At 40.0% G+C, this 17,241-nt stretch carries 11 protein-coding genes; 2 read left to right on the plus strand and 9 right to left on the minus strand.

All coding sequences use genetic code 11. The features are described 5' to 3' along the window. Positions 1-100: 100 nt before the first annotated feature. From BR30_RS0108270 to BR30_RS0108300, 7 genes are all read right to left on the minus strand, one after another. Positions 101-2,338 (minus strand): alpha-galactosidase, encoded by a 2,238-nt coding sequence (locus BR30_RS0108270; protein WP_026564618.1) that lies wholly within the window; start codon positions 2,336-2,338, stop codon positions 101-103. Positions 2,339-2,551: 213 nt separating this feature from the next. Further along, positions 2,552-5,587 carry a beta-galactosidase, LacZ type gene (locus BR30_RS0108275; protein ID WP_155928492.1) on the minus strand — a complete coding sequence of 1,012 codons (3,036 nt, stop codon included), beginning with the start codon at positions 5,585-5,587 and terminating at the stop codon, positions 2,552-2,554. A 38-nt stretch (positions 5,588-5,625) separates the two neighbouring features. Continuing rightward, positions 5,626-6,450 (minus strand): carbohydrate ABC transporter permease, encoded by an 825-nt coding sequence (locus tag BR30_RS0108280; protein WP_026564620.1) that lies wholly within the window; start codon positions 6,448-6,450, stop codon positions 5,626-5,628. Then, a complete protein-coding gene (locus tag BR30_RS0108285) occupies positions 6,443-7,372 on the minus strand; it encodes a carbohydrate ABC transporter permease (protein WP_026564621.1) in 930 nt (309 codons plus the stop codon). The genes BR30_RS0108280 and BR30_RS0108285 overlap by 8 nt, the downstream gene beginning before the upstream one ends. Before the next feature lie 159 nt (positions 7,373-7,531). Continuing rightward, positions 7,532-8,818 carry an ABC transporter substrate-binding protein gene (locus BR30_RS0108290; RefSeq protein WP_026564622.1) on the minus strand — a complete coding sequence of 429 codons (1,287 nt, stop codon included), beginning with the start codon at positions 8,816-8,818 and terminating at the stop codon, positions 7,532-7,534. Between the two features lie 174 nt (positions 8,819-8,992). Next, entirely contained in the window at positions 8,993-10,756 is a 1,764-nt protein-coding gene (locus BR30_RS0108295; protein ID WP_026564623.1) for a sensor histidine kinase, read from the minus strand. 13 nt (positions 10,757-10,769) lie between these two features. Continuing rightward, positions 10,770-12,335 (minus strand): response regulator transcription factor, encoded by a 1,566-nt coding sequence (locus BR30_RS0108300; protein ID WP_035445236.1) that lies wholly within the window; start codon positions 12,333-12,335, stop codon positions 10,770-10,772. 188 nt (positions 12,336-12,523) lie between these two features. Here BR30_RS0108300 and BR30_RS0108305 point away from each other — a divergent pair, with 188 nt between their 5' ends. Then, complete coding sequence (locus tag BR30_RS0108305; protein ID WP_026564625.1) at positions 12,524-13,366, plus strand: hypothetical protein; 843 nt, start codon at positions 12,524-12,526, stop codon at positions 13,364-13,366. A 63-nt stretch (positions 13,367-13,429) separates the two neighbouring features. Here BR30_RS0108305 and BR30_RS0108310 read toward each other — a convergent pair whose 3' ends face one another. Both BR30_RS0108310 and BR30_RS0108315 read right to left on the minus strand, forming a co-directional pair. Continuing rightward, on the minus strand, positions 13,430-14,101 hold the full coding sequence (locus BR30_RS0108310; RefSeq protein ID WP_026564626.1) for a DUF4352 domain-containing protein: 672 nt from the start codon (positions 14,099-14,101) through the stop codon (positions 13,430-13,432). Positions 14,102-14,215: 114 nt separating this feature from the next. Further along, positions 14,216-15,595: an alkaline phosphatase gene (locus BR30_RS0108315; RefSeq protein WP_035445255.1), complete on the minus strand. Its 1,380-nt coding sequence runs from the start codon at positions 15,593-15,595 to the stop codon at positions 14,216-14,218. Positions 15,596-15,961: 366 nt separating this feature from the next. Here BR30_RS0108315 and BR30_RS0108320 point away from each other — a divergent pair, with 366 nt between their 5' ends. Beyond that, entirely contained in the window at positions 15,962-17,164 is a 1,203-nt protein-coding gene (locus tag BR30_RS0108320; protein ID WP_026564628.1) for an MFS transporter, read from the plus strand. Positions 17,165-17,241 lie beyond the last annotated feature (77 nt).

The following is a 17,241-nucleotide window of genomic DNA, read 5'->3' on the forward strand; positions in this document are numbered from 1 at the left end:
TTTATTTTACCCTCTTTAGTAAAATTATTCAATTATTTTACTAAAAATTTAACTAAACAAAAAAAGAACGGATGCTTTTTACATCCGTCCATATTTCTAATCAATTTTCCTCAATACTTTTTAAATAAAAGACATATGATTGAAAGTCTCCACCACGTTCAAAACTGCCGCCATTAACACCATTAAACTCTGTTGGAAGCTGCAGCCCCACAGTCATTAGTTCATCACCATAAAAGTAGCGCTCACAGCCAGCCACCTTGTAGTTTTTTGACTCATCTAATCCACTGAGTCGCAGCATTTGCTGTTTTTTAGGATTCGGAGTTGCTAATACTTTATACCAGCCAACTAATGCCTCCGACTGATCTTGGCTTACCACCATCCAAGCCGTTTCGTTATTTGAAAATGGATTCAACAAGCGATAGAATTGACCATCACGAATCAACTCTCGATGCGCTTTATAAAAAGCAACCTGCTGTTTAATTTCCTTACGTTCTTCTTCGGTCATTTTGAGTGGGTCCAATTCATATCCAAATGTTCCAAAGTAAGCAGTGTTTGCCCTTGTTTGTAAGGGTGCCTGGCGTAATGTCTGGTGATTCGGAACAGCCGAAACATGAGACCCCATACTATAAACTGGATAAGCAAAGGATGTGCCATACTGGATTTTAAGTCTTTCAATCGCATCTGTATCATCACTCGTCCAAGCCTGCGGTGCATAATACAACATCCCGGGGTCAAACCGTCCGCCCCCGCCCGCACACGATTCAAACAACACATGTGGGAATTCACTTGTTAATCGTTCATAGAGATTATAAACTCCTAAAATATAGCGGTGGAAAAACTCGCCTTGCTGATGAACAGCTAGTTTATTCGAAAATGCTTCGGTGATGTTTCGATTCATGTCCCATTTAATATAGGCTAGGTTTGTTTGTTTAATAATAGTGGCCATTTTATCATACAAATAATCCACGATTTCCTGTCTTGAAAAATCTAAGACCAGCTGATTACGCCCCAAAGTATAGTGCTGACCTGGGATACCTACTGCCCAATCCGGATGCTCGTTAAATAATTCACTATTCGGACTGATCATTTCCGGCTCAAACCAAAGCCCAAATTTCATTCCAGTCTCGGTAATTTTCTTGGCCAAACTCTCCAAACCATTAGGAAGCTTATTTAAGTCAACATGCCAATCACCAAGTGAGGAGGTATCATCATTTCGTTTTCCAAACCAGCCATCATCAAGGACAAACAACTCAATTCCGAGTTCGCTTGCTGATTTTGCAATCTTTACAAGTTTTTCTTCATCGAAATCAAAATATGTTGCTTCCCAGTTATTAATTAGAATCGGACGCACGGCCTTCCTCCATTGACTTTGAATCAGATGCTCACGGTATAATGCATGAAAAGCATGACTCATCCCATTTACACCTTGTTCGGAATACACCATTACCACTTCCGGGGTTTGAAATGATGCTTGCGGCTCTAAATTCCACTTAAATCCGAATGGATGAATTCCAACCGTAAGTCTTGCCGTATCGTAATGGTCTACTTCTACTTGCATCAAGAAATTACTACTATAGATAAAATTAAAGCCATATACTTCGCCTGTATGCTCCGTCGCTTCTGGCCGCCTTAGTGCCAAGAACGGATTATGGTGATGAGAACTGGCCCCGCGCAGACTGAAAATAGACTGAATGCCTGTTTCGAGTCTTCTTTCCTTTACATGGCGCTCCCGTGACCATGTCCCCGCTAAATGAGTAAATACAAAATCTTTATCCGGAAGGTCGAGCGATGCTCCCATGAATCGATCAATAACCAGCTCGTCTGAACCCGCATTTCTTAACGAAGCACTTCTCGTGATGACAGGTTTGTCACGGAAAATTGTATAATTTAACTGCAATTCCGCTTGCAGGAACTCATCTTTTAAGAGGATTTGAAGTGTACTTGCATCATGATTGTCCTCTGTATAAGTTGCTGGGAGACCTTCAAGACGAGGTTTTCCTTCAAGGATCTGATACGATTCATATGTGAAATTTGGAATATGATTAGCTATGGTTTTACTAACGCCGATTGCTGGTTCGCGAAAATCTGAATTTCCGTAGGCAGGGAATTCCTGACGCAACGTCTCTAATCCAAATGCTGGGTCGTCAGCATATACATGCGTGGTTGCCCCTGTTGGGACATCATACACTTGCAAATGGGAAAAATCTTCTCTGTGGCGTAAGGCTTTTCCGTAATAAAGATGGCCGAGTTGCCCATTTTTCATGACGTGAAAAATATAACTTACTTGGCCATTTGTTAAATGAAACTGCTTGTCCTCTTGATTCACATGAATAAGCATAACCTTCTCCTTCTGTTAAACATAGTAGTTGATTTCCGCTCCAGGCACTTCGCTTTCCGCGGGCGGTCCGGGGAGCCTCCTCGGCCCCGTCCTCCCGCAGGAGTCTACGTGCCTTCCGCTACAATCAACTTGGCTATAGAATTTTCAATGCTTACTTATAAGGAAAGAGCCTGGCAATATCAGGCTCTTTTCTTTATTTGATTCAATTCATAATTAGATTCTATTGATGACAAACTCGAATTCCATGTCTTTGTCAGCATGGATCAGGTGTTCATCATGCACTGGTGCACCCCAGCTGTCGTCTCCGCCAACGCCCATCTGTTTGCCTGCGACCGTCACAACGGTGTAATGAACATTTGGCAACTCATAATGATGTTGTGCATTCTCGAGTTCAAAGGCTGTATATGGGGAAAAATTGCACTCCAATGGTTCAGCAGCCGCCGATATTTTTATTCCCTGTCCTTGTTTATTTGTTACGCTAACGCGACGTACTCCAGTCCGATTGCCAGACTCTTGCGGCATCACGTATCCTGACAAATTATCTGACACTTGGTTCTTAAAAATACCCAGTCTTGCACCCATTGCACGATCCGAATAATTTTCTTCTGGTCCCATCGCATACCATTCTAACTGATCATAATCGGCAGGAACCTTAAAGGAAACCGCAAAAATCGGCAGTTGCGGAAGATTTTCTGCTCCATGATAAACCGACTTCACTCTGACACTGCCATCGGCAAGAACGGTATAACTTACTTTCACATCCACTTCTGTACTAATCGCTAGTTTATAAGTAAACGCGATTGATACCTGACCTTTGCCTTCTTCAACCTCTATCCCGACGCATTTGCGTGTTAGGCTAGCCGCATACCAAACACCCGAATAAAAACCTTGTGAATAACCACGATCATTATCTGTGGTCGCTCGCCAGAATAACGGTGCTGGTGGAAGAGCAATCATTTCTTTCCCCGCATAGTTAAGTGAGACGAGACTGCCCACTTGCTTAGAGAATATGATGGTAAAGTCACGTCCATGGACGCCGATATTTACGTCGCCATTGACAACCCGTAATTCACCGTTTATCTGAACCGGTTCCTCCGATAACTCTACCTGAAACACAAATTGTCCAAACGTGATCTCATAGCCTGCCTCTGCCCAGAGCTTACTTTCCTTCAGCTTAATAGAGGTATGAATACAATACTCGCCAGCAGCGCTTACGATTTCAGCAGGTAAGTTAAATTCGACACGCCCTTCACTCTGCGGTGCCACAGCTACTTCTAGCTGATTCCGATACAATTCCTTACCTTCAAGGTAGAGAACATATTCCAAATTATAATCAGACGTATCTGCGAAAAGGCCTTCATTGTGTATAGTTACACCAGATTGATCCGGTACCAATTTGATGTCCTGATATAAATACTTTACTTCCTGCATCTTCGGTGAAAGTTCCCGATTGGCGTACACAATCCCATTGGTACAGAAACCGTAGTCAGTAGGCCGGTCATCAAAATCGCCGCCGTAAGCCAAAAATTCTTTTCCATAACGGTCCTTTTTGATAATGGATTGATCAATATAATCCCAAATAAAACCGCCTTGATACATCGGATACTTCTTCTCTAAATCTGTATATTTGTACATTCCGCCAAGTGAATTTCCCATGGCATGCATATACTCACAGCTAATGTATGGCTTCTCTGGATTTGCATTCAAATACTCCTCTATATCAGCCGGCTTTGCATACATGCGGCTTTCCATATCACTGGTATCATTATATTCGCGGGCATGAAATACACCTTCGTAATGAACCAAGCGGCTTGGGTCCACTCTCTTGAAATATTTAGACACGTTACGAATGACCTCACCTGCATAGGATTCATTCCCACAAGACCATATTAGTATGGACGGGTGATTTTTATCCCGTTCAACCATAGAAACAGCCCGATCCATTACAATATTCTCCCATTCCGGCTTATTCCCGGGAATGTTCCAGGACGGCTCGACTGCCCCCATCTTCTGCCATGATCCGTGCGTCTCCAGGTTCATTTCATCGATAACATAGACACCGTATTCATCACATAACTCGTACCAATAACTCTGATTCGGATAATGAGACGTCCTGACTGCGTTAATGTTATTTTGTTTCAGTGTTTTAATGTCCCAGAGCATGTCTTCCTTCGTAATCACACGACCTGTCCGGCAATTAAATTCATGGCGATTCACACCCTTGAATACAATCCGTTCACCGTTAAGGTGCATAATTTTATCGATAAGTTCAAATCTACGGAAGCCCACTCTCTGTGGAATAACTTCTACCAAATTGCCTTTTTCGTTATAAACTTGTATATAAAGCTTGTATAAATTCGGTCTTTCTGCGCTCCATAATTTTGGACCCTCAACGTCCATTGTTGCTGACCATTTTTCGTTCCCAGTGTCAATCGTACGGGTAGATACTAAACCGCCTTCTCTATCGTATAACTCCGTTACAATTTTTGAAGGTGAAGAGCTGCCAGACAATAGCTTGAGGTCTACTTTAAGCGTACCTTGCGTAAAAGCATCATTCAATTCTGCACGAACATCTGCATCATAGACATGAATCTCTGGTACGGTATAGAGATAAACATCACGGAATATTCCTGAAAAACGCCAGAAATCTTGATCTTCCAGCCAACTTCCTGTGCTTCGCTGGTAAACCTCGACCGCTAACTTGTTTTCACCTTCAGTTAAGAATGGGGTAAGCTCAAACTCAGCTGGCGTGAAGGAGTCCTCACTATAGCCGACAAACTTCCCGTTTAGCCAAACATAAAACGCTGATTCTACTCCTTGAAAAGAAATGTACACCGGCTTATTGTTCATGTTTTCCGGTACAGTAAACATCTTCACATAGCTGCCCACCGGATTATGGTCTTGTGGAATTTCTGGCGGACGAATCTCGTTTAGGCCGTCCCATGGATACATGGTATTCACATATTGTGGTTTTCCGTAACACTGAAGCTGGATATGCCCTGGAACGGTGATGTCCCCCCAGCCAGAACAATTAAAATCCAGCTCATAAAAACGCTCCGGACGATTGTCCGGATTAACGCTATAGTTAAATTTCCAGTTTCCATTTATGTCATACCGCATGGCCATTGGACCTGCCATTTTTGCTTGATCCAGCGTTTCGTAATACATGTGATCCGAATGTGCAGGCAGTCGATTAACGGCAAACACATTCACATCGGTAAGCCAATCTAGTTTTGGAATTGTTGTCATCATGATCACTCTTTCTATTACATTTTTCCAAAAATCTACTATTTAACAGACCCCATCATACCGGCAACGAAATGCTTTTGCATGATGAAGAAAATAAGAGCTGCTGGCAAGGTAGCAATTACAATTGCCGTCATAATCATTCCAAAATCAGGTGAATAGCTTGAACCTAAGTTTGAAATTAATAGTGGAATCGTCTGGTTCTCAGGTGACTGCAATACAACTAGCGGCCATAAATAACTGTTCCAGCTAGCCATAAAGGTAATGATGGCAGCAGCAGCGTAAGTTGTCTTCATGGTAGGAAGATAGATTCTAAAGAAACATCCTAATTCAGATAGACCATCAATTCTTCCGGCTTCAAGAATTTCCTTCGGAAACATCTTTGTGCTTTGTCTAAAGAAAAAGATCAGATAGGCGGTTGTAACCGTCGGTAATATGACGGCTGCAAATGTATCAATACCGATGAGCGGTAAGGATTGTGAAATGGTGGCAAACATTCTAAATAACGGTACCATCAAAGCCGCAAAGGGAATCATCATTGAAACCAACAAAATATTAAACACAAAATCCTTCGATTTACTTTTATAAATTTCAAATCCATACCCTGCCAAAGAGGCAACCAGCATGGCAAGGACGGTTGTAATAATCGAGATTTTTACTGAATTCATTAATGCAGGTACAAGATCAACCGTGTCTAGCAAATTGTGAAGGTTTTGCATAAAATGACTGCCAGGAAGCATCCTTCCTTGCGTTACGTCAACAGACTTGTTTGTCGAGCTTACAATCATCCATAAAAATGGAAAGATAGAGACAATTGCTGCGATGACTAGAACTGTATAACTGAATGTGTTTTTTAGCTTACTCATTATTATCACCTGCCGCTTTAAACTGAATAATCGAGAAGATAACAATCATAATTACGATTGCATAAGAGACAGTAGCTGCATACCCAAAGTCCGGGGTATATTTAAACGATAAATTATAGATATACTGAGAAATGGTCATTGTCGCATTCCCCGGTCCACCCTTGGTAATATTCATGACCTCATCAAATAACTGCAGTGTACCAATCGTTGAAGTGATTGATGTAAATAGAATAATCGGCTTCAACATTGGGATCGTTATTTTGAAAAATTGTTGAACTGGCGAAGCCCCATCGATTCTAGCTGCTTCATAGATTGACTCATCGACGTTTTGAAGAGCAGATAAATAGAAGATCATGTTGTAACCTGTCCAACGCCAAGTGATCGCCACAATGATGGCGATTTTCGCCCAAAAAGGATCAGTAAGCCATTGGATTGGTTCCGAAATGAGTGCAACTTTCATTAACATCATATTAATTATTCCATCTTGACCAAACAAATATTTGAAGATGACCGAATAAGCAACAAGAGAGGTTACGCACGGTAAGAAGATGGCTGTTCGGAAAAAGCCCTTAAACTTTAACGTTTTATTATTAAGTAGAACAGAAAGAAATAAAGCCAGTAAGATCATAACTGGTACTTGAATGATTAGATAGATGACTGTATTTTTTACCGTGGTTAGGAATGTTGGATCTTTAAATAAACGCGCATAATTATCGATACCTGTAAAGGTTAGATTTGCACCAACACCTGTTTGAAAAGATAAAATAAGAGCCTGAATCATTGGATAGAAGTAAAATAAAAAGATCATTACGGCAGCGATAATAACAAAGGACCAACCAATGATATTATTTTTCAGCCGAGTTTTGCGACCGGAATTTGATTTTGGAAGGGCTTGAGTGTGGTTTTCTTTCGCTGATATCAATTTTAGTCAACTCCTTACGTTATAAGTTCAAGAAAAGAAAACGCCTCAGAAAGTCGCCTGATACATCAGTTAGCTTCAATACATGAATGGTAGAAGCCGGCGAATTTCTAAGGCATAATCTCTTTAAAAAGAAGATTTGTTACTTTTTAGCTTGTTTTGTTATTTAATTTGTTCTTCTGCTTGCTTTTGAGCATCTTCTAATACTTTATCTAAATCTTTACCTTTAAGGTAATCCTGCATGCCAACAGCTAAAATGTCTTCAATAGCATATGTGTGCATACCATAGTTTACTTGAGGAATTTTCTCTGTCCAAGCAGCAAAGTCAGAAACGACTTTTTGTCCTCCGAAGAAATCATCAGCAGCTGTATAAGCTTCGCCTTTAGCAGCAGGCTTATAAGTTCCAATAGCTCCCATTTCTTTATTCAGAGTCTGATAAAAATCAGCATTAGAACCAAATGTTTTTCCTAAGAAGTCTGCAGCCTTTTCTTTACCATCGATGTTTAATACGTACCAAGAGCTTCCGCCTAAGTTAGAAGCGTTTACAGATTTTGCAATGCCAGATTGTTTTGGCATCGGAAGAACGGCCCATTTGCCGGCTTGTGATGCTTCTGCCTTAATTGATGGAGTAATCCAGTTACCCGTTGGAACAGTTGCAACGTCGCCGCTGTTAAATCCTGCTACGAATTGACCCCAGTCAGAGACAGGTTTTACTAAATCTGCATCTAAAATCGCTTTATATGTTTGGAACGCTTCTTTTAAAGCAGCGTTGCCTGCTAAGTCAGGTGTAACGCCGTCGTTCTTTAAGTACCAAGAACCGCTCGTTTGAATCATCATACGAATAAGACCTAGGTCTTTTGGATCCTGTGTAAGCATTGCTTTACCAGTTGCTTCTTTAACCTTTTTACCTACTTCAATGTACTTATTCCAGTCCATGTTTTGTAAGTCTGCAACTTTGTATCCTGCTTTTTCTAAGTAGTCAGTTCTAACGTATAGGCCCGTTACACCTGTGTCGAATGGAAGACCGTAGTTTTTACCATCTAAGCTGGTAGGGGCAATTTTATACTGTGCGAAATCGTCCGCTTTAAATGAACTTGTTAACTCATGGAACATATCTGGATACGCCTTTAGGAAGCTTTGCGCACGATAGTCTTCAATCAAGACAATATTCGGCAGCCCTTTTGTTGTCCCAGAACTTAAGCTGGTATTAAGCTTTTGAATAATGTCATCTTGTGCGTGTTCTACTACTTTAATGTTTACATCTGGGTTTTCAGATTTATAAGCATCTTTTGCTATATTCATCGCTTTGATGTTGAAATTTGGATCCCATGCCCAAACAGTTACTTCATTTGTTTCTTTGCCTTTGTCGGAAGTCTCATTTTTTGATCCCGAGGAACAGGCAGTTAGCATCAATATACTAACTAAAAAGAGTGCTAGTACTTTTTTCATTGATATTCCCCCAACATTCTATTTTGTAAGCGTTATCTAACCTACACATATTATGTTATCACCTATTTGAACCTATTCGTTAGGACGATATTTTCATTGGATGGTAATATCTTTGTAACATGAACACGCTTCCAATTGATTCATTTGGATTATTTTTAGATTTTATGACTATTTTTACTTTATTGAAATTGGAAGTTCCAGTCGAACCTTTGTCCCTTCGCCTAATTCACTGGTAATCGTTACCCCAAACTGTTCCCCGTAAATCAGTTGGATACGTTCATGAACATTCCGGACGCCAATTCCGGAAAACATTTGTTGTTTCCGCTTGGTATTTGGGAGTTTATTTTCAGAAGAAACCTCCATACCATCTCCATTATCAACAACTTCACAGATTAATGTATTTTCCTCCTGCCAGACAAGAACATTGATGTACCCGCCAGGCTTATGATTGAAGCCATGGAAGAATGAATTTTCCATAAAGGGCTGCAAAATCAGCTTTGGTACATGGTACTCTAAACAATCTGGCGCGATAAAATAGTTCACTTTAATCCGATTACCGTACCGTTTTTGATTTATGAGGACGTAGTTTTTTAGATTATCCACTTCTTGACCAATGGTATTCGTCTCACTGACATTGCCAATTGTATTTTGAAGCAAGGAGATCAACGCATTAATGGTTGCTTCAGTTTCTTCTTTACTACCTTGCTGCACCATGAATTTTATAGAAGTCAGCGTATTGTACAAAAAATGTGGGTTGATTTGCTGCTGTAGTGCTGCCAATTCCGCATTACGCTTCTGCTTTTGGGATTCCACCAGCTGGTCGACATACAAATGAAGTTCATCAAGCATGGAATTAAAGGCATTGCCAATTTTCATGGTTTCATAGGTTCCGGATGCAGAAACATATTGGTGGAATTCATGTTTTGAGGCATCTTCGATCTGCTTCACCAGACTCGATAATGAATTGGTCATCCTCCTTGTTGCGAGTAAGACAATGATAAGAGCCACAAAGACGATCCCCATGGAGATGAGCACGATATCTTTTTTATCAATTAGGTCTCCCACTGCTTTTTGCTTGTCAATGATATTAAACAAGTACATATCAAAAGATGGAAGGTACTCCATCGAGATAATTTGATCCTTTCCCATAAAGGTATCAATGATATAACGGTCTGAACTCTTTTCAATTTTAGCTGCATAGTTAAGAAAGCCCTTTGGTGCTTGTCCAATGAGCTTAGACTGGTTGCTAGATACGATAACCCCCTGCTTGTCTACGACAAACACATTATTGCCAGGACCAGTATAGCTTGTGAAGAACTTTCTAAATTCACGTTCATCAAACGCAAAAAACATTGAACCATAAACCGTACCGTTGATCCGTTCCATTAGTACCTTTGATGCGACAATAAACTGGCGATTCGTTCCATTATTTCGTTTGTCCAATTGGTAGATTAGTTTCTTCGGTTGCTTATACGTATTACTAGTAAGGGCACTAGTCCTTAACTCTTCATCCGTAATTGGCCAGTACGTACGATCCGTTGCAAAGCTGAACCCATTTCTGCCCATGACGAAAATGCTTTCTTCATAGGCATCTAAATTGGTTTCGATTCGCTTTAACTGCTGGCCCGTATTAAAATAGGCACTTAGTTTCTCTATATTGCTGAATTGCTCCGACATAAGAATCCTTTTAATCGTAGTGCTTTGAAGGAGATTGTTCGATGCAAGAACGACTGAATAGTTAAAGGATTCGAAGCTCTCCTTTACCTGACTCATTACTTTTGAGTTCGTCACGCTAAACTTTTTAATAAAAAATTGCTCCGACATCCGTATCGTTGTCCATGTAATCGTGATTGACACCGTAATAATCATTAAAACCGTAATGAAAAACATAACGATAAATAATCCGTTATGTTTAAAACGTTCGGGAATAAATCTCATAGTTCACCATCTCTTATCTTAGTTTTTGCTTTCTTTTGTATTGGCTTGGAGACAATCCCTTGATTTTCTTAAAAACTTTACAGAAGTAACTGTGATCCGAATACCCCACCATTCCACTAATTCCGGAGATCGATTCCGTCCCCTGCATAAGCAGTTTCGTCGCTTCCTCAATTCGAATTCTATTTAGATATTCGATGAATCCTTCCTTACTATGGGTTGAAAAATAGTTGGAAAGGTATGATGGATTAAAATGAAAATGCTTCGCCACGCCAGTTAGGGTAAGCGGCTCAGCATAATGTTCTCCAATATACTCCATTAATTTTTTCATATTTAAATCTTCTGGCTCGCTTTGCACCGAAAAGATGCATTTTTTCGCTTCTTCGATAAAACGGTTCATTAATTCAATTGTAGCCTTTGCTGAAGGCGCTTCATCAATCGATCTAAAATAGGAATACTTCGCATTTTCCAAATCTGTTACATCATATTTCATATTACTTAGGAGAATGGTGATGTTAAAAATAATGTTGCCAAAGAAAGCTTTATATTCAAAGACATCCATCGAATAATACGAAGACATGGCCTGAATATGCTCTTGTAAATATTGGAAGGAAGAGTCAAAATGTTTTCGCTTTAATTCTTCGGTAAACCAATCCAAATTAAATTCTTCAGGTTTGGAAGGCAACTTAGGGAGGTCCTGTTCCATTACCAATGTTTGATTGGAAAAATAAAATCGATAATCTAACAATTTTATAAGACTCTCCTTGAACATGTTCCCTACTATTGAGAGATCTGTAAACGTATCCGTCAAAGCAAGACTAATCCCCGGAATGGTCTGTGTCTGTGCAAGCAGGCGGGCAAATTTAATGACCTCCGGGAAATTCTCCATATTCATATTCATTAAGTATCCAATGATATTTTCTTCCACACGTAAGGGCTCGAGAACAGCTTGGCTTACGTTATTCTGACATGCCTCTTCGATTTCCCCCTGGATACTTGTTTGAAATTCTGCAGTTTTCCTAGATTGGTTTTGGTTTCTCAGATCTACGCCGATTAAACAAAAGTGGCTATACGGAAAAGCCTGAGATACTAAATCTGGATCATAATTTACCTCATATCCTGAAATGAGTTTATCGATAATCTGCCCAATTGGGAGATTCCCTGTTAATCCATGGTCCATTTTCTGAAAGGCAGGAATTCGGCTTGCGGCCGTTTTCAATGCCTTTAAAAGACCTTCTGCATTAAGCTTCGGCTTTAATATATAGTCAACAACACCGCTTTGAAAGGTGGAACGAACATAATCAAATTCTCCGAAACTGCTTAAGATAATGATTTCTTTATGAGGATATCTTTCCTTCACAATTCTTGTTAATTCCTCCCCATCCATGATGGGCATCACGATATCTGTAATGATAATATGCGGGTCGGTGGCTTCGATTAATTCCAGGGCTTCTTGACCGTTCGAAGCCTCTCCAACAATCATAAAACCCTCTTGTTCCCAATTGATATAGTGCTTAATCCCTTGTCTGATTAACATTTCATCGTCTACAATAAGTGTTCGGCATAGTTCCCCGACTGTCAACGTGATCCCCCCAGAAGATGACCTGTGCAATTAGAAATTTTATATATTAATTATACTATAATCCTATCAAATACTTTTTCAAAAATTGTTCCAACTAGGGCTTTCGGCCAAAATACCATGCATCGCAAATGAATTGAATAAACTTACATTGGGCTTTGGATACTATTTTTAAGAAGGGGTATGTATAAGTGAATATTAATTCATTATGCTATCTCGGATTAGGATTTTTAAGCATCATTCTGTTGATGTATGTATGTTATAAAAAAGGGGTAAGAAGGAGTCTGCTGCTATTTTTAGCAATGATCGGTTTGGGGTATATAATTGAGGCAGTTATTTATAATCTTTTAAGTAGTTATCAATATTATCCAAAAATCCTCCATCATGATCGAATATATGATAGCAATATGGGGGCCATTGCATCCAATGCCCTGGCCTTACCTGTGTCTGCGATTTTTATTGCCCTCTTCCGTAAAAGCTGGCTTTGGATTGTATTTTTTATCGGGCTATTTGCGGGGATTGAGTGGTTATTTCTCGAACTTCATATCTATTCGCATCATTGGTGGAAGATAATCTACACGTCACTTGGACTACCCTTTTATTTTCTTTCAGCTAAATTTCTACTCAAAAAAATGGATCTCCCCATAAAAGGAAATCTCCATTCCTTAATTTTATATTTGATTGTTGGCCCCTTTTCAGGTACTTTCCACATTCTCCCGATTATGCTTTTTTCGAGCAGATATTATCATGTTGGCTGGTGGGCTAATCAGTCCAAAGATACGACTGCTTTTGGGGCTGTTTTTTATTTATGTGCCAGCTTCTTCTATGTATGGATGGCGAAATTCCCCTTATTTCCAAGGTGGTTAAAATACGTAGTCACTCCCCTCTGCATGTTTGCCGTCACAATCATTCTTAGCAAAACAGGAATATTGCATATCCTAAAGTGGTGGGACCCTTGGTATTATGTCATCTTTTCGATTATCGCCTTATGGTTTACCGAATCAATGAGCAAACGTATTGCGAAAGGAATATAGGGTGTCAGGCACCGCTCGTGGACAAATGTCCACGAGTGGTGCCTGACACCTCTTCATTGTTCATTAAAAATTCAATTGGATTTTTTGTGCCTCTTCCAGTTTTTCTTGTTGCATATTATACACATCACTTGTTAAGATTTTTATCCATTTAACCTCTTTATCCTTTGTTTGGTCGACGATGAAACCGAGACTTCCCCGCTTTATTTGGCTTCCTTCGATTTCCCCATTTAAGTGTTCAAGATACATATCCTGTTTCCAATCCATTTTCACTCCTGTATTTGTTTCAAACAGGGCAACTGGGGCAAAGCTTCGTTTTTCTTTGGAGTGATTTTTAATATCGACACTTATTTTGACAAAATCAAATTCCTCGTCCTCTGTTAACGGGTGGAAATAGTCAATTAAGCTATAATCTGGCCGGTAGTGCAGCAGTTTCATTTCTTTGATTGTGTACTCGATATCTCCAAAATGATAGACCTTATTAATTTGTTTCATTGTTTTTAAAGTAGCCTCGCCTTTTTCATCCGTAACAGACTGGCCTGGTTTTTGTAACGATGAATCATCGGTAACCTGTGGGCTATTATAATAAGCGTCATGATCATCTGCAGAAATCTTTTGGGGTGCTGTGGAAGTGTTCTCTGATTTGGTATCAGCATTCTCATGAGTCGTCTGAGTTGAAACAAATGAACAGCCAGTTAGTAGGAAAACAAATAAAATAATTATCATTGCCTGTTTCACATCGATTCCTCCTATCAAATTAAAACTTCTTTTTAGCAAGCTATCCCGTTGCTAATAACGCAACGGGATAGCTTATTGTCAATTCCTAATCCTCTTTACCTTGAGAAACTTGCCTTACTTGTCTTCAATGACTGTTTTTCTACTGCCTTTTTCAAGCAGATCAAAGATGATTTTCGCATTGTCTGTATTATCGATTTGCCCGGCAAAACGCTCGCTGGCTGGGCCGAATGCATATACATTTACATCTTCACCCGTGTGTCCTCCAGTCGTCCATCCCGTGAATGAGCGAGTATCAATAATTTGCTCAATCGCGTTATCGATATCCACTACTTTCTTCGCAGCAGCGGCAACTTCAACGGACTGAATCTCTTTATCTGTTAAAGTAAGATTGATATATTTTTTCAAAGTTTCTTTCACACCTGCACCTTTTGCAATCTGCTCCGCCATATAATCAGGCGTACGTTGTGCAGCATTGATAGGGGCACTAAACCAGTTATACTCCCCGCGGGCACCAATTGAGTAGCCGCCAGTTGAATGGTCAGCTGTTGCTACAACCAGTGTATGTTTATCTTTTTTAGCAAAGTCAATTGCTGCTTTGAACGCTTTTTCGAAATCTTCCATTTCACTCATTGCACCAACAATATCATTATCATGGCCAGCCCAGTCGATTTGACTTCCTTCCACCATTAGAAAGAATCCCTTTTTATTTTGATTTAAGCGCTCAATCGCAGAAGTCGTCATGTCTGCAAGGGAGGGCATCTCTGAATCCCGGTCAATCATTTTTGGCATGCCGCGTTTTGCAAATAGACCGAGCACCTGATCATTTTTGTCCTTCTTCAATTCTTGGAGGTTTGAAACATAACTGTATCCGTCCTTTTTGAATTCATTCGTAAGGTTACGATCTTGACGGATAAATAAATCAGAGCCGCCTCCCAAAAGGACATCGATTTTGTGTTTTCCGTTGACCATCTCATTGTAATAATCATCAGCGATGGCATTCATATTATTTCGGTTTACATCGTGAGAACCAAACGATGCAGGGGTAGCATGTGTAATTTCTGACGTAGCAACCAGACCAGTTGATTTCCCCTGCTCTTTCGCAGATTCAAGGACGGTTTTGACTTCAGATTGGTCATTGTCTACGGCGATGGCAGCATTATAGGTTTTAACACCAGCAGCCATTGCCGTTGCTGCAGACGCTGAGTCTGTAACATTCTGTTTCGCATCCTCAGGATATGTAGTTTGTTGTCCAACTAGAAATTTATCAAACTCGGTTGGTTCTACTTTTTTGGTAGAAGGATCGTCCTTTAAATAACGATAGGCCGATGTATAGGAAACGCCCATACCATCGCCAATTAGAAAAATCACATTTTTAATTTCTGCATTGTTTTTAGTTGTTTTTTCGGTTTTCGCGCTTGCAGTACCAGCTCCAGGTCCGACAAGACTGCTAAATGCCAAAGTAGAAAGAACAGCGACTGGAAGAACTTTATTCATTAGTTTTTTCTTAAACAATTGGATTTCCCCCTCAATAAAAGTGATTATACGACTCTCATTATAGAAGGGGTTTGTTAAGCGAATGTAAACCATTGTAAAGACGAATAACTTTTTGAATTGTTAATACATAGGAATTTTGTACGAGATCCTATGGCACTGGCATAAAAAAACCTTATTCACCATCATCTTTTTGGACCAACCAATCCTGAAAAAGACCTATTTTTCTTTATATTTTCTTTACAAAACTTGAACAATAAGCTGCCATTAGTTCACTATTGGTGCCTGACACCTTTTTCTGTTACTATTTTTGATAGTATTATATTTTCAGATTGTACGATTTGAATAGAGGATTGAGGGAAACTGTGTATGTTGAGGAATAAGAATGTTTGGATTTTGTTAACAGGGGAATTTATCGCGGGTCTTGGATTGTGGCTCGGTGTTATTGGTAATTTGGAATTTATGCAAGAGAAGCTCCCATCAGACTTCTTAAAATCGCTTCTTCTTGCTGCAGGCTTGCTTGCTGGGATTGCGTTTGGCCCTTATTCTGGCAGACTTACCGACCAAGTAAGCAAGAAAACAGTTATGCTTCTAGCAGGATTTGTAAGGGCTGTCAGTGTTGTCTTCATGTTAATTGCGATTGCAACAGGCTCAATCTGGTGGATGGTTGTGTTTCTCGTCTTGCTGCAGATTTCTGCAGCGTTTTATTTTCCAGCACTACAAGCAGCCCTGCCACTCATCGTGTCTGAAAAGGATTTGCTTCAATTAAACGGTATGCATATGAATGTCTCAACCCTTTCTCGTATTATTGGGACAGCGGCGGCCGGGATTTTGTTGGTTGTCCTGCCTTTATCGATGCTTTATGTGGGTTCTCTGGCGGCTTATATTGTATTATTTATCCTCACCTTTTTCATAGATATCGATGAATCCAAAACTCTTCAGATTGCAAAAAATAGTCCAACTGAAAAAACAAGTTTTAAAGACGTTTTTCCAATTATTAAAGGTTTGCCGATTGTCTTGATGACGCTTATCATGACACTCGTCCCGGTCCTTTTTCTTGGTGGATTTAACCTTGTGGTTATTAACATTAGTGAACTCCAAGACAGTTCAGCCATAAAAGGCTGGATTTACACAACTGAGGGAATCTCTTTTATGCTTGGCGCTTTTCTCATTAAGTTGATCAGTGACCGGACATCCCCCTACATCATCTTATTTGCCTGTTCGTTTTTGATTGGGGGTTCCCAGCTGCTTCTTTATTTAGCTGATGTACCGGTATTAACTATCGTGGCTTTTGCCTTTTTTGGATTTTCTGTCGGCTGTTTTTTCCCGACAGCTGCGACCATTTTTCAAACAAAGATACCAAAAGAGTTCCATGGCCGCTTTTTTTCGTTTAGAAACATGCTAGACCGTGTTACCTATCAGATTGTCCTGCTCATTAGCGGCTTTCTCCTAGACCTAATCGGCCTACAGCTTATGTGCGTACTGTTCGGCGGCATATCTGTTATCATGACGACTCTCTTTTATACCAGACATAAATACCTCCAAACCCATCCAGTTAAACAAAACACATAACAACAAACAGGCACCATCCGTCATATAATTGGATGGTGCCTGCTTTATAGCGAGGTGTCCTCCCTTAGAGGACATAT

The organism is Bacillus sp. UNC41MFS5, assembly GCF_000686805.1.